Here is a 24,358-nt window from a genome sequence, read left to right as displayed (position 1 = left end):
GCGCGACAGGGCAAGATTTTGTTCGGATGAACCCATGGAGTGTGCGCAAATGCCATCGCCGGGCCATAAAGACTTGAAATGCCTCGGCCCTAGGTCGTAGTGACGAATGGTTATACAAGTCGGCCGATTTGTCGGAATGGAAGCATACGGGGCGATATGCCATCATCCTTGATCCGGCGCGGAATATGGGCGATCGGGGCCGCCGCGATCGTCGTCGCGCTGGTCGTCGCCGCCCTGCCGCTGATCGCGTCCACCCGCATCGTGCGCGACCGCATCGCCTGGGAGATGAGCGCCTGGAGCGGCTTCAGGGTTGCCATCGAAGGCTCGCCTCAGATCGAGGTCTGGCCGAAATTCCGGGCAATCCTCACCGATGTGACGCTTTCGCAATGGACGGACCCGGAGGCGCCGCCGGTCGTCGAGGCCGAACGGGTCGAGGTCGACCTTTCCGCCATGGCGGCATTGCAGGGCGACGTGGCGTTCTCGACTGCGCGGCTGGTGCGGCCGACCATCCACGTGCAGCGCACGGCGGGAGGGTTTTTCCTGCCCGCGCGGCCGACCGGCGGACGCATCACGCGATCCATCGACGCGGCGCGCGACGTGGTCAAGGCCGACCCGGCCAAGCCCAATCTCGACAGGCTGCCCACCGAAGCCTTCGGAACGGTTGAGATCCGCGACGGCCGCATGGTGGCTTCCGTCGGCGGCAAGGATGTCGAGATCCTGAGCAGCCTGACCGGCCAGGCGACCTGGGCCGCGATGAACAGCAATGCGACGCTTTCGGCCACCGGCATCTGGCGTGGCGAAAGCGTCACCATCGATGCCGCCTCGCCGAAACCGCTGGTGCTGTTTGCCGGCGGCACGGCGCCGCTGACGCTGTCCTTCAAGGCTGCACCGGCCACCTTCTCTTTCGACGGCACGGCCAGCATGGCGGAAAATGCCTATTTCGATGGCCAGGCCAAATTCTCGGCGCCATCGCTACGGCGCGTCCTGGAATGGTCGCAGGCCGGTATCGCTCCGAGCGCGGCAATCGGCTCGGTCAGCATTTCAAGCAAGATCACGGCCACGGCCAGCCGGGTCAAATTCGACAACACGGCGATCGCCCTCGACAACAACCCCGGAATGGGGGCGCTGGACCTCTCGCTTGGCGAGGCGCAACCGGTGGTGTCCGGCACACTCGCCTTCGACACGCTGGACCTCAGATCGTTTCTATCCGCCTTCACGCCGCTGGCGCCAGCCGGCGGCGCCGTACCGGGCGACGTCGACACCAGCTTCGCCGATCGGATCAACCTCGATCTGAGGCTGTCGGCCGCCCACGCGACGGCCGGCGCCATCCAGCTCAACGACGTCGCCGCCACGGCCCAAGTCAAGGACGGCCTTTCCGTCTTCGACATCTCCGATGCCTCGGCCTTTGGCGGCAATCTGCAGAGCAGCCTTCGCTTCGACCGCAAGCCGGAGGGCACGCAGGTCGAGATCCGGTTGCTGGCTTCCGGCATCGACGGCGGCGCCCTCGGCACGGCGGCGGGAATGACGCGACTGGTGCCCGTCGGTCCGGGTACCGTTTCGGTCATCCTCAAGGGGCCGGGCAGAACCTGGGATTCCATCTTCGACAATGCCGATGGCTCGGTCTCGGCGACCTTCGGGCCGGGTGCGCTGAGCAAGCTCAACCTGCCCGCGTTTCTCAAGCACACCGAACAAGGCGGCTTCTTTGCCCTGGACGACGTGTCCGACGGCACGCTGCCCATCGACAGCGCCGAGATCAAGGCCACCATCTCGAAGGGCGTGGCAAGGATCGACAAGGCCGAGGTGAACTCGGCGAAGACCAAGATCTGGCTGTCCGGCATCGCGTCCTATGCCGGGCGGGGACTGGCCTTGTCCGGCGGCGTCATCCAGGCGGACCAGACGGCGGCGCCGGCCAACGGCCAGCAAGGGCCGAACCAGTCGTCGTTCTTTGTCGGCGGGACATGGAGCACGCCGTTCATTTCGCCGATCAGCCGCGGCGTTTCCGGGGAATAGCCTGGTGGCCGTTCGAGTTCCGGCTTCCCCTGCCCTCAGCCGCGTTGCGCCGCCCGCTCGTCAAGCTGCCGCTGTACCTCGCGACGCTTGTTAACGACCGACGCGACTATGACGCCGATCGCGACGATCGCGATGAGGATCGTGCAGGCGGCGTTGATCTCCGGCGTCACGCCGAGGCGGACCTGGCTGTAGATCTTCATCGGCAGGGTGGTGGCGCCCGGACCCGAGGCGAAGCTGGCGATGACCAGATCGTCGAGCGACAGCGTGAACGCCAGCATCCAACCCGAGACGATGGCCGGCAGGATGACGGGCAAAGTGATCTGGAAGAATGTCTTGACCGGTGTTGCGCCAAGATCCATCGCCGCTTCTTCCAGCGAGCGGTCGAAGCTGATCAGGCGTGACTGAACCACGACCGCGACAAAGCACATGGTGAAGGTGATGTGCGCCAGCGTCACCGTCATCAGGCCGCGATCCATGCCGATGGCGACGAACAGCAGGAGCAGCGACAGGCCGGTGATGACGTCCGGCATCACCAGCGGCGCGAAGATCATGCCGGAGAACAGCACCCTGCCGTGGAAGCGGGTGTAGCGGGTCAGGGCCAGCGCTCCCATCGTGCCGAGAACCGTCGCCACGGTGGCAGACACCAGGCCGACGCGGATGGTCACCCATGCGGCGTCCATCAGGCCCTGATTGTGGAACAGCGACACGTACCACTTTGTCGAGAAACCACCCCAGACCGTGACCAGCTTGGACTCGTTGAAGGAGAAGATGATGAGCAGCACGATCGGCAGATAGAGAAAGGCAAAGCCGAACGTGATCGAGGTGATGTTGAAGCGGCTCCAGTTGCTGTTCATGATGTCACCGATCCATTTCCTGGGCGCGCGCCTGCGCTCGCTGGAAGAGCATGATGGGAACGATCAGCAGCAGGAGCAGGATGACGGCGACGGCCGATGACAACGGCCAATCGCGGTTGGAGAAGAACTCGTTCCACAGCGTCTTGCCGATCATCAGCGTCTGCGATCCGCCGAGCAGATCCGGAATGACGAACTCGCCGACAGCGGGAATGAACACCAGCAGACAGCCGGCGATGACGCCGGGCAGCGACAGCGGAAAGGTGATCTTCCAGAAGGCCGCGGTCGGCGGACAGCCGAGGTCCTTGGCCGCCTCGATCAGCGAATAGTCCATCTTCTCCAGCGAGGAGTAGAGCGGCAGCACCATGAACGGCAGATAGGAATAGACAATGCCTATGAAGATCGCCGTGTAGGTGTTGAGGATCACCAGGGGCTCATTGATGACGTGCAGAGAGAGCAGCAGCTGGTTGAGCAGGCCCTCGGGCTTGAGAATGCCGATCCAGGCGTAGACGCGGATCAGGAACGACGTCCAGAACGGCAGGATCACCAGCATCAGCAATGTCGGCCGGATCGTCGCCGGCGCACGCGCCATGCCGTAGGCCAGAGGGTAGCCGACCAGCAAGGTCAGCACTGTCGAGATGGCGGCAATGATGACGCTGGTCACATAGGCTTTGAAATAGAGGGCGTCTTGCGTCAGCGAGACATAGTTGTCGAAGTTGAGGTCGCGGAACCCGGCGAAGAAGCCGGCAATACCGTCGCTGAAGTCGAGCACCGGCGTATAGGGGGGCATGGCGATCGCCGGCTGCGACAGCGAAATCTTGAAGACGATGATGAACGGGACGAGAAAGAAGAACAGCAGCCAGAGATAGGGGACGAGGATGACAAGGCGGCTGACGAAACCAGCGGCGAGCCTTGTCATGACTGGCTTTGCAGGAGCGGCCTGGACGGTTGTGTCGGCAATGGCGGTGTTGGACATGGCCGCCCCCTACCGTGTCAGGACGACGCCGGCATCGGGCCGGAATGAAACCCAGGCGCGGTCGTTCCAGGTCAGGGGGTCCTCGGTGACACGGGCCGCGTTCATGGTGCTCGCCCTCACCACCTGACCGTCGTCCAGCCTGACATGATAGACCGTCATATCGCCGAGATAGGCGATGTCGTAGACCTCGCCCTCGATCGCGTTGACCGCCTCGGCCGGCTTTTTCGACGACACTTTGATCTTTTCCGGCCTGATAGCGAAAGTGACGGCCGCTCCGGCGGTGGCATTGCCGGCGTTCTCCGTGCGGATGGTGATGCCGTTGCCGGCATCGATGCTGGCAATGCCGGTCTCGCCACGCGCGATCTTGCCGTCGAACATGTTCACATTGCCGACAAAACCCGCAACGAAGCGTGACGCCGGCGCCTCATAGACTTCGGCCGGCGTAGCCACCTGCATCACCTCGCCCTTGTCGATGATGGCTATCCTATCGGCCATGGTCATCGCCTCTTCCTGGTCGTGGGTGACGACGACGAAGGTGAGGCCGAGATTCTGCTGCAGGTCCATCAATTCGAACTGGGTTTCCTCGCGCAGCTTCTTGTCGAGCGCGCCCAGCGGCTCGTCGAGCAGCAGCACCTTCGGTCGCTTGGCGACTGATCGGGCGAGCGCGACCCGCTGGCGCTGGCCGCCGGAGAGCTGGTGTGGCTTGCGCTTGGCGAACTGCTCGAGCTTGACCAGCTTGAGCATTTCGGAGACGCGCTTTTCGATATCGGGCGCCGGCATGCCTTCCTGCTTGAGGCCAAAGGCGATGTTCTTCTCGACGGTCATATGCGGGAACAGGGCATAGGACTGGAACATCATGTTGACGGGCCGGCGATAGGGCGGGATGCCCCGCATGTCATGGCCATCGAGCAGGATGCGGCCGGCCGTCGGCTCCTCGAAGCCGGCGAGCATCCTGAGCAGCGTCGACTTTCCGCAACCGGACGCGCCGAGCAGTGCGAAGAATTCGCGCTCGAATATGGTCAACGACAGATTGTTGACGGCGGTGAAGTCACCGAATTTCTTGGTGACGTTTTCAAACTGGATGTATGGCTTGGCGTTCGGATCAATCCACGGCGCGAAATCCCTGCGGATGCTGCCAAGCGATTTCATGTCCCCACTCCGTCCTGATTCTTCTTGCCCCTGATAGAATTTGGTCCCGGCGGGTGAACGCCGGGACCTGTCGGATTGCTTATTGACCGGTAACGATCTTGGTCCAGGTGCGCGTTATGATGCGCTGCGTCTTGGGATCGTAAGGCGCTACCGTATAGAGCTTCTTGATCGTCTCGGGATCAGGATAGACGGAAGGATCTTCCAGCAGTGCCTTGTCGACAAACTGCTGCGAAGCCTTGTTGCCGTTCGCGTAGAGCACATAGTTCGAAGACTTGGCGATCACTTCCGGCTTCATCATGTAGTTGAGGAATTCGATCGCCTCGGCTGGGTGCGGTGCATCGGCGGGAATAGCCATCTGGTCGAACCACATCTGGGCGCCTTCCTTGGGCACCGAATAGCCGATTTCCACGCCTTGCTTGGCTTCGACCGCGCGGTTGCGGGCCTGGAAGACGTCGCCCGAATATCCAACCGCCAGGCAGATATCGCCGTTGGCGAGCGCGTTGATGTATTCGGATGAATGGAATTTGCGAATGAAGGGCCGGACCTTCAGCAAAGCGTCCTGCGCCTTGGCGATATCGTCGGCGGAGGTGCTGTTCGGATCGAGACCGAGATATTTCAGTGCCGCCGGGATGATGTCGGCAGGCGAATCCAGAACATAGACACCGCAATCCTTCAACTTTGCCAGGCTTTCCGGATTGAAGAACACATCCCAGCTGTCGATCTTGTCGGTGCCGAGCGCGGCCTGCACCTTCTTGGTGTTGTAGCCGATGCCGACCGTACCCCACATGTAGTTGATCGAATACTCGTTGCCGGGGTCATACTTCGCGGTCCGCTCCGAAACGGTGTCCCACATGTTGGAGAGGTTCGGCAATTTCGACTTGTCGAGCTTCTGGAATACGCCGGCCTGGATCTGGCGCGCGAGGAAGTTGCCGCTGGGCACGACGACGTCGTAGCCGCTGCCGCCGGCAAGCAGCTTGGTTTCCAGGATCTCGTTGGAATCGAAGGTGTCGTAAACGACCTTGATGCCGGTTTCCTTGGTGAAATCATCGATGATCGAACTGTCGATATAGTCCGACCAGTTGAAGACGTTGACGACACGATCCTCCGCATGGCCCGCGACAGTTAACAGCGTCAGAAATGCCGAGGTTGCCGAAAGCCAGAGCGCTTTACGGATCATGCTATTTCTCCTTTGGTGAATGTTCCATCGCCGGTTCGTCGCGGACCCCGCGGGACCGGGCATTTGTTTCAGACTATTGAGCTTTTCAGGATGCGACAAGCGCGAACTGCCGACCCCATGGGAGGGCCAGGATGAGCAGCCGATGGTGGTTCTTGCTTCAGGCCGCGGCTTGGCCGGCGTGCCGATGACGTCAGAGGCTTTCGCCGCCGCATTGTCGGGGATACGACGATGAGGTCCGGTCTCGATCTGACCGGCGAAGAGACTTGGCAAGATACGCCTGTCATGTCTGGGTTGCCGTTTTGCGAGCCTGCCCGCCCGGCCGCGACGTTGTCAATGGCAAAGCCGTTTATCGCGTCAATTGGGCAATGACATTCCGGTGACCCCTGCCCGGGCGGGCCGTGTCTGGCGCTTGAACTCGAAGCCGATATGAATGAGCAGCGCCGTTACCACCACCGCGCCGCCGATGATGGTGCGTCCGGAGGGCACCTCGGCGTGGATGAGCCAAACCCATATCGGCCCAAGGATAGGCTCGAACGTTCCGAGCAGCGCCGCGATCGCCGCGGGGATCAGCCGCGCTCCGGTGGCGAAGAACGCGAGGCCCATGCCGAGATTGACCACGCCGAACGCAAAGAGGAACCCCATGTCGCTGGCCGAAACCCTCAAGGTCGAAGCCTGCGATGCGGCTAACCCTGCCGCCAGGATGGTTCCCAGACAGGTCGCCGGGGTCATTCGCACGCTGGAGAACCGCCGGGTGATGACGGTGGCGATGGAGAACATCAACGCGATCAGCAAAGCCAGTCCGTCGCCGATCGGCGATACGGTGCCGTCCAGTGATTCCGAGACCATGATGGCGACGCCGGTGATGACCGCGGCAATCGCCAGCCATGTTGCGACACCAACCCTTTCGCGAAACAAGATCCAGGCAAACAGCGCGGCCAGCAACGGCACGCCTGCCTGCATCAGCAGGATGTTGGCGACGGTCGTATAGGCAAGCGCCACGATGAAGGCGGTCGATGCGGTGGCGAAGCAGGCCCCGACGGCAAGGCCGGGAAGGCCCATATCGCGGAACAATCTCAGCGTGCCGCGCCAGCCGTCGCGCCAGATCATGAAGCAGACCAGGAAGGCTGCCGCCCAGAGGGAGCGCCAGAAAATAATCGTCCAGCTGTCGCCGATGGCGATGAAGCGGGCGATGGTACCGCCGAAACTCCACATCAAAGCCGACAGGAAGACCAGCAGGAAGCCAATGCGTTCCTCCCGTTGCGAGACGGTCGACGAAACAATGATCGGCGACGATGCGGTGTCGGTCATGGGCGCGACTGTCGAGCTTTTGTGGACGGGACGATGCGCAAGGGACGACAAAAAGATACCCTGTTCGCGTAGTGCAAAGACACGCACCGGGCGTGAGCCAGAGCCCGGCGACAATGGGGGCACATCGCCCCGGCGTCGTCATTTGCCGTTACTGGAAATCGAAGGCACTCAGGCCCGTCACCATTTCGTCGAGGCCAAGCGGGCGCGTCACGGGCGGTTCGGCGCGCGCCAGGCAGCCGACGCGTTCGCACAGCCGGCAAGCCGGCCCGACCAATGTCGCCGAGGCGGCGCCCAATCCCGCCTTCGTCGAGGCAGCGACGCCGGGCAGCGCCGCGCCGTAGACGATATCGTTACGAAAGCCGATGTCGCAGCCGAGCAGCAGCGCCGTGCGGCGCGGACGCTCCGAAAACGCCCCCTGCGGTCCTTCAAGCGTGCGTGCGATGCAGAGGAATCGCGCGCCGTCGGGCATCTCCACGGCCTCGACGAAGATCTGACCTGGCTGGGTGAAGGCGAAATAGACCGGCAGCTTGGGACAGGCGCCTCCGAAGCGGCTTTGCGGAAAGCCCTCGCTGCCCGCCCTGCGGAAGCGATTGCCGCCATTGTCGACCTCCAGCATGAAGAACGGCACGCCGGCCGAGCCCTGGCGCCGCAGCATGGTCAGCCGGTTCGCCGCCTGCTCGAAGGAGACACCGAAGCGCGAACGCAACACGTCGACGTCGTATCGGGCGCGGACGGCTGCCGTGAGAAAAGCCTGATATGGCATCATCACCGCATGCGCCGCATAACGGCCGAGTTCGAAACGGGCGAGACGGCGCGCCTCGTCCGTGGTCAGCCCCAGCGCCTGGATCTCGCCGGCGACCGCGACCGACATGCGGATCAGGCACGCTTCCATCGCGACTTCGCGCAGCTGGTCGAAAGGCGACAGGCGTTCCGACAGGAACAGGCGTTGCGAATGGCGGTCGTAACGGCGGCGCCAGTTCGGCATGGTGGATACCGGCAGCACCTTGACCACGATGCCATATTCGCGCTTCAGCCAGGCTTTCAGCGCGCCGAACAGATCATCGCCAGGATCAAGCACCGAGGTGAACGCCGCAGCCTCCTCCTCGAGAGCGGCGAAATGGTTGGGCCTGCGCTCGAAAACCTCATGCACCTCGTCGATCGGCAGGCGGGCCCCGGCAAGCGCCGTCGCCCTGCCCTCGTGCGCCAGAAGCTCGTTCAGGTCGGACAGGCGCTCGGCCTGCTCGCGATAGGCACGAAACAGCTTGATCATCGCCGCGGACGCATTGGGCGCTGCCTCGGCAAGCTCGATCAGTTCCTGGTCACCGGGCAACTCCCCGACCAGCAGAGGATCGCCGAACACCTCCTTCAGGGCAGCGACGGCACCCCTGGCCTCGCCTTGCAACTCGTGCGGATCGACCTTGTAGATGGACGCCAGTTTGAGGATCAGCTGGACCGTCAGCGGCCGCTGGTTGCGCTCGATCAGGTTGAGGTAGGACGGAGAGATGCCGAGACCTTCGGCCATCGCCGTCTGGGTCAGGCCCTTGGCGTTGCGGATGCGGCGGATACGCGGTCCGGCGAAGATCTTCTGGTCAGCCATCGAGCGCCATTGACAGAACTTTACACGGCATTCGCGGCGGCCCCCATATGGCGCTTTGACAATCGTGACAAGTTTACAGCCCCGTTCTGTCAAACACAATACAGATTTTCCCTTATATCGGGACGGATTTGTTGAATTCTCTGGCTCTCCTCGCGCCGTTGTGTAAATCCAGTCAAATACACGGACGCGGCAAGCGAGTGTCCGGACAGAGCAGAGCATTCGGAGAAGAGACCATGACCGATTTTTACAAACTCGTCCCGTCGGCGCCGGAAGGTCGCTTCGACGGCGTTGAACGGCCCTATTCGCCGGAGGATGTGAAGCGGCTGCGCGGTTCGGTGCAGATCCGCCAGAGCCTCGCCGAAATGGGCGCCAACCGGTTGTGGAAGCTCATCCACGAGGAGGATTTCGTCAACGCTCTCGGCGCCATGTCCGGCAACCAGGCGATGCAGCAGGTGCGCGCCGGACTGAAGGCGATCTACCTGTCGGGCTGGCAGGTCGCCGCCGACGCCAACACCGCCTCGGCGATGTATCCGGACCAGTCGCTTTATCCGGCCAATGCGGCGCCGGAACTCGTCAAGCGCATCAACCGCACGCTGCAGCGTGCCGACCAGATCGAAACGTCCGAAGGCAACGGGTTGTCGGTCGAGACATGGTTCGCGCCGATCGTGGCCGATGCGGAAGCCGGCTTCGGCGGGCCGCTGAACGCCTTCGAGATCATGAAGGCGTTCATCGAAGCAGGCGCCGCCGGCGTCCACTACGAGGACCAGCTGGCTTCGGAAAAGAAATGCGGCCATCTCGGCGGCAAGGTGCTGATCCCGACGGCGGCGCATATCCGCAACCTCAACGCCGCGCGCCTGGCGGCCGACGTGATGGGCACGGCGACCCTGGTCATCGCCCGCACCGACGCGGAAGCGGCGAAGCTGCTGACTTCCGACATCGACGAACGCGACCAGCCGTTCGTCGACTACGGCGCCGGGCGCACCGTGGAAGGCTTCTATCACGTCAGGAACGGCATCGACCCCTGCATCGCCCGCGCCATCGCCTATGCCCCGTTCGCGGACCTGATCTGGTGCGAGACCTCGAAGCCGGATCTCGCACAGGCCAGGAAATTCGCAGAGGGCGTGCGCAGGCATCACCCCGACAAGCTGCTCGCCTACAATTGTTCACCGTCGTTCAACTGGAAGAAAAACCTCGATGACGCCACGATCGCCAAATTCCAGAGGGAACTCGGCGCGATGGGCTACAAGTTCCAGTTCATCACGCTCGCCGGCTTCCACCAGCTCAATTACGGGATGTTCGAACTCGCTCGCGGCTACAAGGCACGCCAGATGAGTGCCTATTCCGAGTTGCAGGAGGCGGAGTTCGCGGCGGAGGCCAATGGCTACACCGCGACCAAGCACCAGCGCGAAGTCGGCACCGGCTATTTCGACGCGGTGTCGATGGCGATCACTGGCGGACAGTCCTCAACCACCGCCATGCACGAATCGACCGAGCATGCGCAGTTCAAGCAGGCCGCAGAATAAGCAGACAGAAGACCACAGAGGGAACGCCCGACAGGGCTCGATACGCAAGGAGAAGAACGATGGCATCGATCAGCCGAGTCAAGGAACGCGCCGAGGAACAATCCTCGACGATGAGCGTCGATCAGCAGGCAACAATCCGCATGCTGGCCAATGATTTGCACCGCCTCAACCAATCGGTGATGAAGGCGGTCGAGGCCGGCGTCTCCGTCGAGCTCGTGCGCTCGGCGCGGCACCATGGCGGTGACGGCAATTGGGGGGACCTGCTGATCCCGGTGATCGTCACGCAACAGCAGGGGCACGGCTGATGGAAGGCTGCCCAACCAGCCTTTACCCGCGCGATCTCTGCGTCGGTGAATTTACTTATCGGTGAACATGTTTTGTAGACAGTTCAGTACAGTAGTACTGCTTGAATTCACTGCCAGCCAGAAGGGTTTCGACGCCTTTATTTCAACTTGACACGGGCCCCGATCTCACGCCAATTGCTGCCAGATTTCAACTCTGCATTGAAATAGGGGCGAACTCTTGGCTGGCTTGGGTGTGCAGTGAATCGCGACGGCGAGACTCCAAGGCATTTGACCGTGGTGGGCCGCGACGCAAGCGTCGAGGCGATCCGCGATGCCTCACAGGTTCTTGTCGTCGGGCGATCGCCAATCAACCGCGTCGTCATCTCCAAGATCGTCGAGCGATCCGGGCTCAGGCCGATCTCGGAATCTCCCGACACAGCGGCAAAGGCCCTGCGAGCCCTGGTGCCCGGCGCCATCATCCTTGACGGCGGCGCCGACAACAAGGATTGCGACAATCTGTTGTCCAGCATCGATGCCTTGCGGCGTGCCTCGGGAAAATCGCTGCCACCTGTAATCCTCCTGTCGAACAGGACAGGCACGCCGCAGAGCCTGGACCTGTCGACTGTCGTCGACGCGGTGGTCGCCAAGCCGATCACACCCGAAAGGCTGCAGCCGGTGATCGACCGCCTGACCAATCGCTAGCGCGATCAAGAGGCAGAGCCCGCAATCGTCCTTCCGCGATGGCGCGGAACAAGCGGTCCATATCCAGTTCAGCCGGGGTTCGTGATGGCCTCGATCAGCCCGGGCAATTGCGCGAGATCGGATATCTGGCGGAATCTCGGGGCTTCGACCGGCGCCTCGACATGTTCCAGCACCCAGGTCAGTTCGTGCGGGACATGGACACCCCAGCCGCCGGCCTCGATGGCAGGCACCACGTCGGACTTCAGCGAATTGCCGACCATCATGCTTCTCGACGCGCCGTCGCCATGCCGGCTGAACACGCGGGCATAGGTGGCTGCATTCTTGTCGCTGACGATCTCGACCGCATCGAACAAATCACCGAGGCCGGATCCGGCCAGCTTGCGCTCCTGGTCGAAGAGATCGCCCTTGGTGATCAGCACGAGTCGGAATGCGCCGGCGAGCTTCTCCACCGTTTCGCGCGCATGCGGCAAGGGCTCGATCGGATGGCTGAGCATGTCGCGGCCGGCATCGAGTATCTCCGATATGACCAAGGTCGGAACGCGGCCCTGGGTGACCTCGATCGCCGTTTCGATCATCGACAGCGTGAAGCCCTTGATGCCGAAACCATAGACCGCAAGATTGCGTCTCTCCGCCTCCAGCAATCGTGCCGAAATGTCTCCCGCCTCGGCATGATCGGCAAGCATCGCCGCGAACCGTTTCTCGGTCATGCGGAAGAACTGCTCGTTCTGCCAGAGCGTGTCGTCGGCGTCGAAGCCGATCGTGGTCAGGGACTGCATGATTTCTCCCGTCATGACCGTGGTGAAGTGGACGTCGTTATCAGGCGCTGCTAGCAAGAGGAATATAGAGTGTGCGTGGACATGCCGAAAACCAGTTCCTGAAAGATGACCTCGAGCGGCTTCTGCTGAGCTCGAAAGAGGGCACGCCGACCGAGGTGATCAACGGGATTCGCGATCTCGGCATGGGCCACGAGACAGGCGAGGCCCTGCTCGACAACCATCCGGAATTCTTTGCCTATCAAGCCGCCTTGACGCGGACCTTCGCCGAGATGGTCCATGCGCAGGACATCGCCGAGATCGGACAGATGCTGGGCGATGATCTGCATGGCGCGGCGAGCTTCGGACAGATCGCGGCCGAGAAAAACAATATCTATCCGCTTTCCGGCAAGGGCATCATCAACACCAGGCTCAGGGACCTGTGCGGCGAGACCTGGGATCTGCGTCAATCCTGGTTTCTGGCCACGCCACAGCGCGGATGGCGCGGGATCTACGCCTCGGCCCTGCGCCGGTGGCTTGGACGCACTGCTCATCAAGGCCATGTGAGCGCGACTGTCCACGCGTCCGGCCTTTCGCCCGGCTTGCCCTTCCCTTCCATGACCCGCAACGGCTATACTCCGAAATCCGCAACCCAATCTGGTGAATGATGCCGCCTGCAAAAAAGGAAGTCCGTCCGTCGAGCCGCGGAGGACGGGCGCGCACGCCTGCCTTCGTGAAAAACCTGCGTGGCGTGAAGAACTGGAAAGAAGTCAGCGAATGGCTGGAATGGCGCGGCATCGAGGACATCGAATGCATCACGCCCGACCAGGCCGGGGTTGCGCGCGGCAAGATGATGCCGTCCAAGAAGTTCACGTCCAACACCTCGCTGGCCTTGCCGTCCGCTGTCTTCATGACGACGATTTCCGGCGGTTATCCCGAGGATGGCAACGGCTTTCACTATCCCGAGGATGACGGCGACCTCAAGCTGATGCCCGACCTGTCGACGCTGACGGTCGTGCCCTGGGAAGAAGACCCGACCGCCGCCGTCATCTGCGACCTCGTCCACCAGGACGGCCGCTCGGTCGAGTTCACGCCGCGAAACGTGCTGAAACGCGTGGTCGCCGCCTACGACAAGCGCGGGCTGAGGCCGGTGGTGGCTCCCGAGATCGAGTTCTACCTGGTGCGCAAGAACCCCGATCCGGACTATCCTCTCACGCCGCCTGTCGGCCGTTCCGGACGGGCGATCGGCGGCGGCGCCGGTTATTCGATCGCCGGCGTCAACGAGTTCGACGAACTGATCGACGACATCTACCACTTCTCCGAAAGCCAGGGTCTGGAGATCGACACGCTCATCCACGAGGAAGGTGCGGGCCAGCTCGAGATCAATTTGCGCCATGGCGACCCGATCGAACTGGCCGACCAGGTGTTCATGTTCAAGCGCACCATCCGCGAGGCGGCGCTCAAGCACGAGATCTATGCCACCTTCATGGCCAAGCCGATCCAGGGGCAGCCCGGCTCGGCCATGCATATCCATCAGTCCATCATCGACAAGAAGACTGGCCAGAACATCTTTTCGGCCGAGGACGGGTCGGAAACCGAGGCCTTCTTCCATTTTATCGGCGGCATGCAGAAGCATGTGCCGAACGCGCTCGTCATGTTCGCGCCCTACGTCAATTCCTATCGCCGGCTGACGCAATCGGCCTCGGCTCCGGTCAACAACAAATGGGGCTATGACAACCGCACGACGGCGTTTCGCGTGCCGCGCTCCGATCCGGCGGCACGGCGCGTCGAAAACCGCATCCCCTCATCCGACGCCAATCCGTATCTGGCGCTGGCGGCGTCGCTTGCCTGCGGGCTGATCGGCATCACCAACAAGATCAAGGCCGAGCCTCCCGTCCTGACCACCGCCAACGCGCACGAGATCGACCTGCCGCGCAGCCTGCTCGAAGCCGTCGACCTGTTCGAGGCCGACGAGGAACTCTGCGCGCTGCTGGGCAAGTCCTTCGCCGCGACCTATGCGGCGATCAAGCGGGCGGAATTCGAGACCTTCATGGAAGTGATCAGCCCGTGGGAGAGGGAATATCTGCTGTTGAATGTTTAGGGGAGTAAGGCAGTAGGGCAGTAGGGCAGTAGGGCAGCAGACGATGGCGAAGATCGAATCGTACAGAGATTTGATCTTCTGGCAGCAGGCCATGGACCTAGCTATATCGATATACGAAGCGACAAGAACATGGCCGAAGGAAGAGAGGTATGGATTGACAGCTCAGCTACGCAGAGCGGCCACATCCGTGCCTGCCAACATCGCCGAGGGTTATGGGCGAGAAAGCCGAGCTTCCTACCAGCAATTTCTCAGGATTGCGCAGGGATCACTTAAAGAGATGGAGACCCATCTGATGATTGCGCGACGCGTCGGAATCACCTCGCAAGAGGTCGCCGAAGGATTGATGAGCCGGAGTGAGAGCGTGGGAACGCTGTTGCGGCTTCTGATCCGCAAATTGTCACCCGAATAACTCCACCTACTGCCCTACTGCCCTACTGCCCTACTGCCCTACTGCCCTACTGCCCTACTGCCCTACTCCCCTGTGAGCATCATGCCCTACCAGTCCCCCATCTCCCCCGGCCGTTCCTGGTATGAGGACACTTCGGGGCCAAGACCCGAATATCCCGCGCTTGACGGCGACCGGACATGCGACGTCGTTGTCATCGGCGGCGGCTTTACCGGGCTGTCGGCGGCCGCGCACCTTGCCAAGGCGGGCACCAATGTCGTGCTGATCGAGGCGCATCGCCTGGGTGATGGCGCATCCGGCCGCAATGGCGGCCAGTTGGGCACCGGCCAGCGCGCCTGGGTGGAGGAACTGGAAGCCGAATACGGCTTCACCCGCGCCAAGGCGCTGTTCGATCTCGCCGAGGAGGCGAAGGCGCATCTCATCGAATTCGCCGCCGCCAACCAGATCGACATCGACTATACGCCTGGCCAGATGTCGGTGGCGCACAAGCCGCGCTATGTGGACGACTACAAGGCGCATGCCGAGATCATGGCGAGCCGGTTTTCCTACCCGCATGTTTCGTTCATGGATGCCAAGGAGACGGCGGAGCGGCTGGGCTCGACCGCCTATTTCGGCGGAACGCGCGACACCGGCACCGGCCACATCCACCCGATGAAGCTGGTGATCGGCACGGCGCGGGTGGCGGCGCAAGCGGGCGCGCAACTTTTCGAGGAGACGCCTGCGGCCGCGATCATGTCCAGCGGCGGCAAGGTGAAGGTTTCGACGCCGAGAGGCACGGTGTCGGCGCAGAAATGCCTGATCGCGGCCAATGCCCATGGCGGCGCGCTCGAGCCGGTGAGCGCCGCGCGCATCATGCCGATCGGCTCGTTCATCGGCGCGACCGTGCCCCTGGGGGCTGATTCGACGGTGCTGCCAGGCGGCGAGGCGGTCGACGATTCCCGCTTCGTGGTCCGCTACTTCCGCAGGTCGAAGGACGGAAGGCTGCTGTTCGGCGGGCGCGAGATCTATGGCGTCAACGATCCGAAGGACATCCACATCCACATCCGCCGCCAGATCACGGAGCTTTACCCAGCATTGAAGGATGTCGAGATCACGCATGGCTGGGGCGGTTATGTCGGCATCACCGTTCCGAGGAAGCCTTTCGTGCGGGAAGTGATGCCCAACGTCATCTCGGCGGGCGGCTATTCGGGCCACGGCGTCATGCTTTCGAACTTCTTCGGCAAGCTCTATGCCGAAACCGTTGCCGGCAACCGCGACCCGCTCAAGCTGATCGAGGATCTCAAAATCCCGCCATTCCCCGGCGGCCGGCGCCTGCGCGCGCCTTTGCTTTTCCTCGCGCTGAACTGGTTTGCGCTGCGCGACAGGATCTAGGCCGAACCGCGTGATCCCTGTAATATTCCTGTAACATTTGTTGCCGACGCCAGACATTGCGCAATCCCCGGCAAAGGCGCAGACTCTGCCAAGGGCGCAGTGATGCCACAATCACCGGCGAAGGATGCCGGCCTTGGGCGATCAACGGGGAATTCGCGGGCTTGCCCGCTTTGGTTTCTTGGGACCGATGCAGATCCGGCAGCTGTTTCTCGGCTGGCTGATCGAGAGAACATCGGCCCGCTTATGGAGGTGGCAAGACGTGAGAGAGCCCTTCAGTTTCGGTACGCCGGAACGTCGGCGCTTTGCCATGCAGTTCGGGTACGACATGCGGCCGTCCTTCTGGCAGGAGGTCCGTTCGAACTCGCATCTGGTGATCGCCGCGGTCGGCACCGCGGCCCTGCTTGGCGTTGCCGCGGTGGCGCTTTGGCTGGCGATGCCCGCCGGTGAAAGGCAGGCGCTGGCAAGCGCAGAGCAGACGGTCCCGGCCGTTCCGGTGAAGACGACGAAAATCGCCCCGGCGGGAACTGCCGTTGCGGCGACAGCCACGCCTCGGACAGCGCGCAAGTCCAACGAGGTTTCGCCAAAGGTGGCGGCGGCGGAAGCGACCATCCCGGCGCTCGCGGCCAATGATCCCCGCTGGACCGGAGCCGGGCCGAAGGCGGCTTCCACGGCAGCCGATGCCCATCAAGGGGTTTCCGGCCAGGTGGCAAACCAGGCTCAGCCGGCGACGGACAAGGCGGCGGCATTCGCGCCTTCATCGGGCGATACCAATGCGACCGCCGAACTCGACAAGGTCGCCGCACCCGCCGCCACGGCGGCCGGCACTCCGGACGACGCTCAGACCGCCGCCATCCCCAAGGCGCAGCCGGCGACCGGGGACGACGCCGGCAAGGCCAAGCCTGCAAATGCCGCAGCCGCAGGCAGCGGACGGATCGTCAGGGCCGTCACCATGCGCAGTGGGCCCAAGAAGAACGCGGCGGCCATCGAGACCATCCCGGCCAGAACGTCCGTGCAGGTGCTGAGCTGCAAGCAATGGTGCCAGATCGTCCATAACGGCAAGACCGGCTGGATCTACAAGAGCTACATCAAGACCTGAGCCTGACTGCTGCCAGGGGAAGCGCCGACGCGGCATCGGCCGCGGCAAGCGCGCGACACCCGGCGCTCAAGCCGGCACCTGCTACGGTCATTCGCCGGTTCCGAGACCGAACAGACGTTGGAACCGACGCCGCCGTTTCAATCGTCGGCGCTGCTCGACGAGGCCACGATGCTGTTCAAAGGGGATTCCATAGAGGCCGCACTGCTGGCATCCCTCCGTTTTGCCGCAGACCGGAACCCAGCACTGGACGTCGTGGGTCCATGCAAGCGGCACACGTTCTAGATGAAGATTGGAAGAACTCTTCAACAAGATCAATTCGCCAGGCGCTGCTGTCCGCCGGACATAATCCGAGACCTCTTTGGGCGTGCGCAGTTCGACGAAGCGGCCAGTATCGCGATCGGCTTGGCTAGCTTTCGAGCGATGCGCATGCTCGCCGACATAGATCACCTGGTTCGCGATCTCACGCACGCTCTTATAGGCGCGGGCATACTTTGCGTTCGAATCGCTAAAGTCAGACAGTTGTCCAAGCACGACGCGCTTGTCGCCAAGGGTTGATTTTGCCACCATATCCAGAGCCAGTTGCAGCGAATGCCAAGGCGCCTTGACGGAGTCCACGATGAAGTGCGGCCCGCCCTCCGGGATGATCACCTGGCACCGATTCTCTATCGGTTGAAACGTTTCGATCCTATCCTTTACTGTCTGCGCAGGGAGTCCAAGTTCAAGGGCCGTAGCCGCAGCCGCGACCGTCGGCAGCCAGAAATGCTCCCCTGGGAAGGGAGTTTTGAGGTCAAGGACGCCGCCGCGCCAGTGCAATTTGAAGCTGAGCAAGCGGGGGTATTCGGCCCTGACCTCGGTGACCCGATAGTCGGCGGCTTCCGACTCGCCGAATGTGACGAAGCGTTGCGTGTTGCCGGAGGCCATGGCCAACACATTCGGATCATCGGCATTGAGCACGGCAAGGCCGCCCGGTTCCAGCGACTCGACCAAGGCGCCCTTTTCACGAGCGACATTCTCCAATGTTCTGAATCTGGAGACATGCTCGAGCCGGATCATTGTGACGACGGCAACCTGGGGCCGCAATGTTTGCGCCAACGGCTTGATGGAATTGACCGCGGATACCGACACTTCCACGACCACGTAGTTTACGCCACGGATCCGGTGCGAAAGCATCTTCGACAGCATCTTCAGCGAATGAAAAAGCAGCTCAGTATGGACCGAACCGTGGCCGGCCAAGATATGCCCAAGCAGCGCCGTTGTGGTCGATTTACCCGAACTACCTGTTATGCCGATGAAAGTCGCCTTACTTTTTGAGCGTGCACGCCTTGCCCCGTAAGCCCTGAGGCGTTGCCCCAAGCTTTCGCGAATTTTCCGCAATTTCACTTTAATCATGCCGCCATATGCCTCGGGCTAGCAGCTTTATGCCTTCGCGCGGGTGATCAAGTCAAACCGCACGCATGTGTCGCCCAGACCAACTCAGATGCAGCGGCCGCCGTCGACTTCCAGCGCCACGCCGGTGATGAAGGCGGCCTCGTCCGACGCCAGCCAGAGCGCGGCGTTGGCGATATCGAGCGGCGTCGAAAGCCGGCCGAGCGGGATCGACGCGCGGAACTTCTCACGGATCTCCGGCGTGTCGGCGCCCATGAATTTCTCCAGCATGCCGGTCTCGCCGGCAACCGGGCAGAGACAATTGACGCGGATGTTCTTCGGCGCCAGTTCCACCGCCATCGACTTGGTGGCGGTGATCGCCCAGCCCTTCGACGCATTGTACCAGGTGAGACCTGGCCGCGGCCGCAAACCGGCGGTCGAGGCCGTGGTCAGGATGACGCCGCCGCCCTGACCCTCCATGATCGGCACCACGACGCGCGCCGCATGGTAGATCGCCTTCATGTTGACGGCCGTGATGAGGTCGAAGGTCTCCTCATCGACCTTGAGCATGTCGCCGTTGCGGTGGGTGAAGCCGGCATTGTTGACCATGATGTCGATGCGGCCGAAGGCACTCTTCGCGGCATGGATCATCTCGTCGAATTCGGACCGCAACGAAACATCCGTCTGGGTCCAGATCGCCGCGGCGCCGATCTCACCGGCGACACGCTCCGCGCCCTTGGCATTGAGATCGGCGACGACGACCCTGGCGCCTTCCTCGGCAAAGCGCCTGGCGATCCCTTCGCCGAAGCCCGACGCGGCGCCGGTGACGACGGCAACCTTGTTTTCAAGACGCATGTGGTTTCCGTCCATGGCTGGAGGTGAGCGACATGGTGCCGGCGCGCCAAGTCGCGGCTATCGGCACGGGTGGTTGAAGATACGTGACCATTGCCTATTTCGCCTTTGGCTTTCGTCTGGTTCCCGTTCTATGCTGCAACTGCGAAGGCCTTCGCGCCCGCGCCTGTCGACAAGCCTCCGGGTCATCGGGCTGTCAAGGGCAGGCGAATACACTCAGATGTGACCACCAATGGCACTGGAAAATTTAAATCGATTAGATTATATCAGCCGCGTACTTGCGACCGGCGTCACAGCGGACAGACAATGACCAGCCAGATCATCCCCGTCGATCCTTTCGACTTCATCATTTTCGGCGGCACCGGCGACCTGTCGGAACGCAAGCTGCTGCCCTCACTCTATCATCGCCAGCGCGACCACCAATTCTCCGAGCCGACGCGCATCATCGGCACGTCGCGTTCGAAGATGACCGACGCGGAGTTCCAGGCCTTTGCCAAACAGGCGATCTCGGAGCATGTCAAACCGGCCGACATCGACGCCAAGGAACTGAAGACCTTCCTTGCCCGGCTTTCCTACATTTCGGCGGACGCGACCACCGGAGCCGGCTTCGACAAGCTGAAGAAGGCAATCGGCGACAGCAACAGCATCCGGGCTTTCTATCTTGCGGTGGCGCCGGCGCTTTTCGGGGACATCTCGCACAAGCTGAAAGAGCATGACCTGATCACGCCGAACTCGCGCATCGTGCTGGAGAAACCGATCGGGCGTGACCTCGCCTCGGCGCGCACGCTCAACGATCTGGTCGGCGACAATTTCCAGGAAAGCCAGATCTTCCGCATCGACCACTATCTTGGCAAGGAGACGGTGCAGAACCTGATGGCGCTGCGCTTTGCCAACGCGCTCTACGAGCCGCTGTGGAACTCCGCCCATATCGACCATGTGCAGATCACCGTGGCCGAGACCGTGGGGCTGGAAGACCGCGTCACCTATTACGACAAGGCCGGCGCACTGCGCGACATGGTGCAGAACCACATGCTGCAGCTCTTGTGCCTCGTCGCCATGGAAGCGCCGTCGTCGATGGACGCCGACGCGGTGCGCGACGAGAAACTGAAGGTGCTGCGCGCGCTCAAGCGCATCAATGGCATCGAGGCGCCGAAGCAGACCGTGCGGGGGCAGTACCGCGCCGGGGCCTCGGCCGGTGGCCCGGTCAAGGGCTATGTCGAGGAACTGGGCCACGACAGCAATACCGAGACCTTCGTCGCCATCAAGGCCGAGATCGGCACCTGGCGCTGGGCGGGTGTGCCGTTTTACCTGCGGACCGGCAAGCGGCTGGCGACCCGGGTTTCGGAGATCGTCATCGAATTCAAGCCGATCCCCCATTCGATCTTCGGCGACAGCGCGGGGCCGATATCAGCCAACCAGCTGGTCATCCGCCTGCAGCCCGACGAAGGCGTCAAGCAGTTCATCATGATCAAGGATCCGGGTCCGGGGGGCATGCGGCTGCGCCAGATTTCACTCGACATGAGTTTCGCGCAGTCCTTCGACGGGCGCGCGCCGGATGCCTATGAGCGGCTGATCATGGACGTCATCCGCGGCAACCAGACCCTGTTCATGCGCCGCGACGAAGTCGAGGCCGCGTGGAAATGGATCGATCCGATCCAAAATGCCTGGGAAAGCGCCAAGCAGGACGCGCAGGGATATACAGCCGGCACCTGGGGTCCCTCGGCCTCGATAGCGCTGATCGAACGTGACGGGCGGACATGGCACGAGAGCAATTGAGCCGCGCCGCCTATAGCTGGAACGGCTTTGCCAGCCGCCCGGAACTCGCGGCCGCCTTGGCCGGTCATGTCGCCGGCCGCCTGACCAAGGCAATCGCCGAACGCGGCAAGGGCCTGCTCGCCGTCTCCGGCGGTACCACGCCAGCAAGGTTCTTCGCGGCGCTTTCGGCGGTTCCGATAGAGTGGGACAAGGTGATCGTGACCCTGGTCGACGAGCGTTTCGTGCCAGCCTCCTCGCCGCGCTCAAACGCTGGACTTGTTACCGCCAATCTGTTGCAGAACGCGGCCAAGGCTGCCCGGTTCGTGCCGCTCTATCATGAGGCCGCCGGCATCGAGGACGCTGCGGCGTCCGACGATGATGCCCTGCGGTCACTGCCCTGGCCCCTCGACGTCGTCGTGCTCGGCATGGGGCCCGACGGCCACACCGCTTCGTTCTTTCCCGACGCCGACGATCTGGAGACACTGCTCGACCCGGCCTCCGACAGGATCGTACTCCCGGTTCATGCTGTCAGCGCGGGCGAGCCGCGGCTGACCCTGTCGCTGGCGCGAATCGTCGATGCTGGTTTCATCGCGCTGCATATAGAGGGTGAAGACAAGCGCATCGCCTTCGACGGCGCGGTCGCGCCCGGACCGCGAAAGCCGATCCGTGCCGTGCTGGAAGCCGCGGCCAGGCCCGTGGAGATTTTCTGGGCGCCTTGATTCAACTTGCCGAGAGGTCCCGACAAACGGCGGGAGGATGTTTCCGGGACCTCGCCTGAAAGGACCAATTCGATGACTGTGAGACGCGATATCGAAGCCATCACCGAGCGCATCCGCCAGCGTTCCAAACCGGGCCGCGAGCGTTATCTAAGCCGGATCGCCGAGGCGTCGAACCGAACCGCCAACCGGGCATCCCTATCCTGCGGCAACCTCGCCCATGGCTTCGCGGTGTGCAGCCCTTCGGAAAAGCTGGCGCTGGGAGCCGACAAGGTTCCAAATCTCGGTATCATCACCTCCTACAACGACATGCTGTCGGCGCACCAGCCGTTCGAGACCTTTCCGGCCCTGATCAAGGACGCGGCGCGCCAAGCGGGCGGCATCGCACAGGTGGCCGGCGGCGTGCCGGCGATGTGCGATGGCGTGACGCAAGGCCAGCCCGGCATGGAGCTGTCGCTGTTTTCGCGCGACGTGATCGCCATGTCCGCCGCGATCGGCCTGTCGCACAACATGTTCGATGCCGCCGTCTATCTCGGCGTCTGCGACAAGATCGTACCGGGACTGGTGATCGCGGCGCTGACCTTCGGCCATCTGCCGGCGGTGTTCATTCCGGCCGGGCCGATGACCACCGGCCTGCCGAACGACGAGAAGGCCAGGATCCGCCAGCTCTATGCCGAGGGCAAGGTGGGACGCGCCGAACTGCTGGAGGCAGAGTCCAGATCATATCATGGTCCGGGCACCTGCACCTTCTACGGCACGGCGAATTCCAACCAGATGCTGATGGAGATCATGGGGCTGCACACGCCGGGCGCTTCCTTCGTAAACCCCGGCACGCCGCTTCGCGAAGCTTTGACGCGGGAAGCGACGAAACGGGCGCTGGCGATCACCGCGCTCGGCAATGCCTATACGCCGGTCGGCCGGATGATCGACGAACGGTCGATCGTCAACGGCGTGGTCGGCCTGCACGCCACCGGCGGCTCGACCAACCACACTATCCACCTGATCGCGATGGCTTCCGCCGCCGGCATCGCCATCACCTGGCAGGATATTTCCGATCTTTCGGAAGCGGTGCCGCTGCTGGCGCGTGTCTATCCGAACGGCCTCGCCGACGTGAACCATTTCCATGCCGCCGGCGGGCTCGGCTTCCTGATCCGCGAACTGCTCGACGAAGGCGTGCTGCACGAGGACGTGCAGACTGTGTGGGGCGAAGGATTGCGGCCCTATGCGGTCGAGGCCCGGCTCGGCGCCGATGGCGGCGTGGTGCGCGAGGCCGCGCCGCAGGTCAGCGGTGACGAAAAGGTGCTGGCGCCATTCAGCAAGGCCTTTCAGGCGACCGGAGGTCTCAAGGTGCTGGCGGGCAATCTCGGCCATGCCGTCATCAAGACGTCGGCCGTGAAGCCCGAGCGGCGCATCATCGAGGCGCCGGCCAGGGTGTTCGACAGCCAGCATGGGCTGAATGAGGCATTCAAGGCAGGCACGTTGACCGGCGACTTCATCGCCGTCATCCGCTTCCAGGGACCGAAGGCCAATGGCATGCCGGAACTGCACAAGCTGACCACCGTGCTCGGCATCCTGCAGGATCGCGGCCAGCGTGTCGCTCTGGTCACCGACGGGCGCATGTCCGGCGCCTCCGGCAAGGTGCCGGCGGCGATCCACGTCACGCCGGAAGCCGTCGAGGACGGGCCGATCGCGAGGATCCATGACGGCGACATCATCCGTCTGGACGCCGACGCCGGGACCCTGGAAGTGCACGTGCCGGCGCCGGATTTCGCACTGCGCCGCACGGCGGAAGCCGATCTGATCGGCAATGAATTCGGATTCGGCCGAGAACTGTTCGCCGGGTTCCGGCAATTGGTCGGCCGCGCCGATCACGGCGCCAGCGCATTTGGAACGGCTTGACGGCCGTCTGGTCAATTCATGAGAAAGGGCGGCCTGTAGCCGCCCTTTCTCGGTCATGCATCCGATTCTATTGCACGGTCAGCTCGGCTCGCTCGCCGGCCTTGACCGTCACGGTGCCTTCTTTCGAGCTGTTGTCGGTTTTCTCCGACACGACGGCGTAGTCGCCCGCCGGGATCGCCGCCTGATATTTCTGATCAAACGCGTAGCCGAGCGACTTGCGGTTGCCGTTGATGTCCTTCCTGGTCTCGAAAATCTCGATCTTCGAGGCTCCGGGCGCGGTGATCGCCAGCACGCCGGCGTTCATGGCGATCTTCACATCCTGGAATTCGCCGACCTTGACGGTAAAGGGCTGCTCGACGACGGCGAGATCGACCGTCGCAATCAACACATAGTCGCCGGGCGGCAGATCGAACTTGCTGTCAGGCCCATAGGCATAGGTCACCTCGTCCCTGGTTCCGTCGATCTTCT

The 24,358-nt window shown here is 62.8% G+C and carries 21 protein-coding genes and 1 pseudogene; 12 read left to right on the top strand and 10 right to left on the bottom strand.

What is annotated here, in order from left to right:
* Window positions 1-156: 156 nt before the first annotated feature.
* On the top strand, window positions 157-2,010 hold the full coding sequence (locus WC739_RS10610; RefSeq protein ID WP_372952985.1) for an AsmA-like C-terminal region-containing protein: 1,854 nt from the start codon (window positions 157-159) through the stop codon (window positions 2,008-2,010).
* A 35-nt stretch (window positions 2,011-2,045) separates the two neighbouring features.
* On the opposite strand, the gene WC739_RS10605 is transcribed toward WC739_RS10610, so the two are convergent.
* The 6 genes from WC739_RS10605 to WC739_RS10580 form a co-directional block, all read right to left on the bottom strand.
* On the bottom strand, window positions 2,046-2,864 hold the full coding sequence (locus WC739_RS10605) for an ABC transporter permease (RefSeq protein WP_372952984.1): 819 nt from the start codon (window positions 2,862-2,864) through the stop codon (window positions 2,046-2,048).
* Window positions 2,865-2,868: 4 nt separating this feature from the next.
* Window positions 2,869-3,837: an ABC transporter permease subunit gene (locus WC739_RS10600; RefSeq protein WP_372952983.1), complete on the bottom strand. Its 969-nt coding sequence runs from the start codon at window positions 3,835-3,837 to the stop codon at window positions 2,869-2,871.
* 9 nt (window positions 3,838-3,846) lie between these two features.
* Complete coding sequence (locus tag WC739_RS10595; protein ID WP_372952982.1) at window positions 3,847-4,986, bottom strand: ABC transporter ATP-binding protein; 1,140 nt, start codon at window positions 4,984-4,986, stop codon at window positions 3,847-3,849.
* Window positions 4,987-5,065: 79 nt separating this feature from the next.
* Window positions 5,066-6,163 carry a polyamine ABC transporter substrate-binding protein gene (locus WC739_RS10590; protein ID WP_372952981.1) on the bottom strand — a complete coding sequence of 366 codons (1,098 nt, stop codon included), beginning with the start codon at window positions 6,161-6,163 and terminating at the stop codon, window positions 5,066-5,068.
* A 354-nt stretch (window positions 6,164-6,517) separates the two neighbouring features.
* A complete protein-coding gene (locus WC739_RS10585; protein WP_372952980.1) occupies window positions 6,518-7,471 on the bottom strand; it encodes a DMT family transporter in 954 nt (317 codons plus the stop codon).
* Window positions 7,472-7,619: 148 nt separating this feature from the next.
* Window positions 7,620-9,068 (bottom strand): short-chain fatty acyl-CoA regulator family protein, encoded by a 1,449-nt coding sequence (locus tag WC739_RS10580; RefSeq protein ID WP_372952979.1) that lies wholly within the window; start codon window positions 9,066-9,068, stop codon window positions 7,620-7,622.
* 233 nt (window positions 9,069-9,301) lie between these two features.
* Here WC739_RS10580 and aceA point away from each other — a divergent pair, with 233 nt between their 5' ends.
* The 3 genes from aceA to WC739_RS10565 all read left to right on the top strand — a co-directional run bounded on the left by aceA (window position 9,302) and on the right by WC739_RS10565 (window position 11,577).
* A complete protein-coding gene (gene aceA / locus WC739_RS10575; RefSeq protein ID WP_372952978.1) occupies window positions 9,302-10,591 on the top strand; it encodes an isocitrate lyase in 1,290 nt (429 codons plus the stop codon).
* Window positions 10,592-10,650: 59 nt separating this feature from the next.
* Complete coding sequence (locus WC739_RS10570) at window positions 10,651-10,896, top strand: hypothetical protein (protein ID WP_372952977.1); 246 nt, start codon at window positions 10,651-10,653, stop codon at window positions 10,894-10,896.
* 273 nt (window positions 10,897-11,169) lie between these two features.
* Entirely contained in the window at window positions 11,170-11,577 is a 408-nt protein-coding gene (locus WC739_RS10565; protein ID WP_372952976.1) for a response regulator, read from the top strand.
* A 68-nt stretch (window positions 11,578-11,645) separates the two neighbouring features.
* Here the strand turns inward: WC739_RS10565 and WC739_RS10560 are convergent, their stop codons facing one another.
* Window positions 11,646-12,353, bottom strand: a complete 708-nt coding sequence (locus WC739_RS10560) for an HAD family hydrolase (protein WP_372952975.1) — start codon at window positions 12,351-12,353, stop codon at window positions 11,646-11,648.
* A 71-nt stretch (window positions 12,354-12,424) separates the two neighbouring features.
* Here WC739_RS10560 and WC739_RS10555 point away from each other — a divergent pair, with 71 nt between their 5' ends.
* The 5 genes from WC739_RS10555 to WC739_RS10535 all read left to right on the top strand — a co-directional run bounded on the left by WC739_RS10555 (window position 12,425) and on the right by WC739_RS10535 (window position 17,303).
* Window positions 12,425-12,997 (top strand): hypothetical protein, encoded by a 573-nt coding sequence (locus WC739_RS10555; protein ID WP_372952974.1) that lies wholly within the window; start codon window positions 12,425-12,427, stop codon window positions 12,995-12,997.
* On the top strand, window positions 12,994-14,430 hold the full coding sequence (locus WC739_RS10550; RefSeq protein WP_372952973.1) for a glutamine synthetase family protein: 1,437 nt from the start codon (window positions 12,994-12,996) through the stop codon (window positions 14,428-14,430). Before WC739_RS10555 ends, WC739_RS10550 begins: the two co-directional genes overlap by 4 nt.
* Window positions 14,431-14,473: 43 nt before the next feature.
* Window positions 14,474-14,839: a four helix bundle protein gene (locus tag WC739_RS10545; RefSeq protein ID WP_372952972.1), complete on the top strand. Its 366-nt coding sequence runs from the start codon at window positions 14,474-14,476 to the stop codon at window positions 14,837-14,839.
* Between the two features lie 81 nt (window positions 14,840-14,920).
* Window positions 14,921-16,207 (top strand): NAD(P)/FAD-dependent oxidoreductase, encoded by a 1,287-nt coding sequence (locus WC739_RS10540; protein ID WP_372952971.1) that lies wholly within the window; start codon window positions 14,921-14,923, stop codon window positions 16,205-16,207.
* Between the two features lie 259 nt (window positions 16,208-16,466).
* Window positions 16,467-17,303, top strand: a complete 837-nt coding sequence (locus WC739_RS10535; RefSeq protein ID WP_372952970.1) for an SH3 domain-containing protein — start codon at window positions 16,467-16,469, stop codon at window positions 17,301-17,303.
* An 87-nt stretch (window positions 17,304-17,390) separates the two neighbouring features.
* On the opposite strand, the gene WC739_RS10530 is transcribed toward WC739_RS10535, so the two are convergent.
* Both WC739_RS10530 and WC739_RS10525 read right to left on the bottom strand, forming a co-directional pair.
* Window positions 17,391-18,692, bottom strand: a complete 1,302-nt coding sequence (locus tag WC739_RS10530; protein WP_372952969.1) for a Mur ligase family protein — start codon at window positions 18,690-18,692, stop codon at window positions 17,391-17,393.
* Between the two features lie 84 nt (window positions 18,693-18,776).
* The gene (locus WC739_RS10525) at window positions 18,777-19,523 is read right to left on the bottom strand and encodes an SDR family oxidoreductase (protein WP_372952968.1); all 747 of its coding nucleotides are present in this window, start codon (window positions 19,521-19,523) and stop codon (window positions 18,777-18,779) included.
* A gap of 303 nt (window positions 19,524-19,826) precedes the next feature.
* On the opposite strand from WC739_RS10525, the gene zwf reads away from it, so the two are divergent.
* The 3 genes from zwf (at window position 19,827) to edd (ending at window position 23,890) form a co-directional block, all read left to right on the top strand.
* Window positions 19,827-21,296 carry a glucose-6-phosphate dehydrogenase gene (zwf, locus tag WC739_RS10520; protein ID WP_372952967.1) on the top strand — a complete coding sequence of 490 codons (1,470 nt, stop codon included), beginning with the start codon at window positions 19,827-19,829 and terminating at the stop codon, window positions 21,294-21,296.
* Window positions 21,278-21,994, top strand: coding sequence for a 6-phosphogluconolactonase (gene pgl, locus WC739_RS10515; RefSeq protein WP_372952966.1), 717 nt, complete (start codon window positions 21,278-21,280; stop codon window positions 21,992-21,994). Before zwf ends, pgl begins: the two co-directional genes overlap by 19 nt.
* A gap of 72 nt (window positions 21,995-22,066) precedes the next feature.
* Entirely contained in the window at window positions 22,067-23,890 is a 1,824-nt protein-coding gene (gene edd, locus WC739_RS10510) for a phosphogluconate dehydratase (RefSeq protein ID WP_372952965.1), read from the top strand.
* Between the two features lie 67 nt (window positions 23,891-23,957).
* On the opposite strand, the pseudogene WC739_RS10505 reads toward edd, so the two are convergent.
* Window positions 23,958-24,358, bottom strand: a pseudogene (locus WC739_RS10505) (hypothetical protein); the annotation flags it as partial.

The organism is Mesorhizobium sp., from assembly GCF_041661565.1.
In the GTDB taxonomy this organism is placed as follows: Bacteria; Pseudomonadota; Alphaproteobacteria; order Rhizobiales; family Rhizobiaceae; genus Mesorhizobium.
The sequence above is the reverse complement of the archived record's forward strand: the minus strand, read 5'-3'. Positions and strand labels throughout refer to the sequence as shown.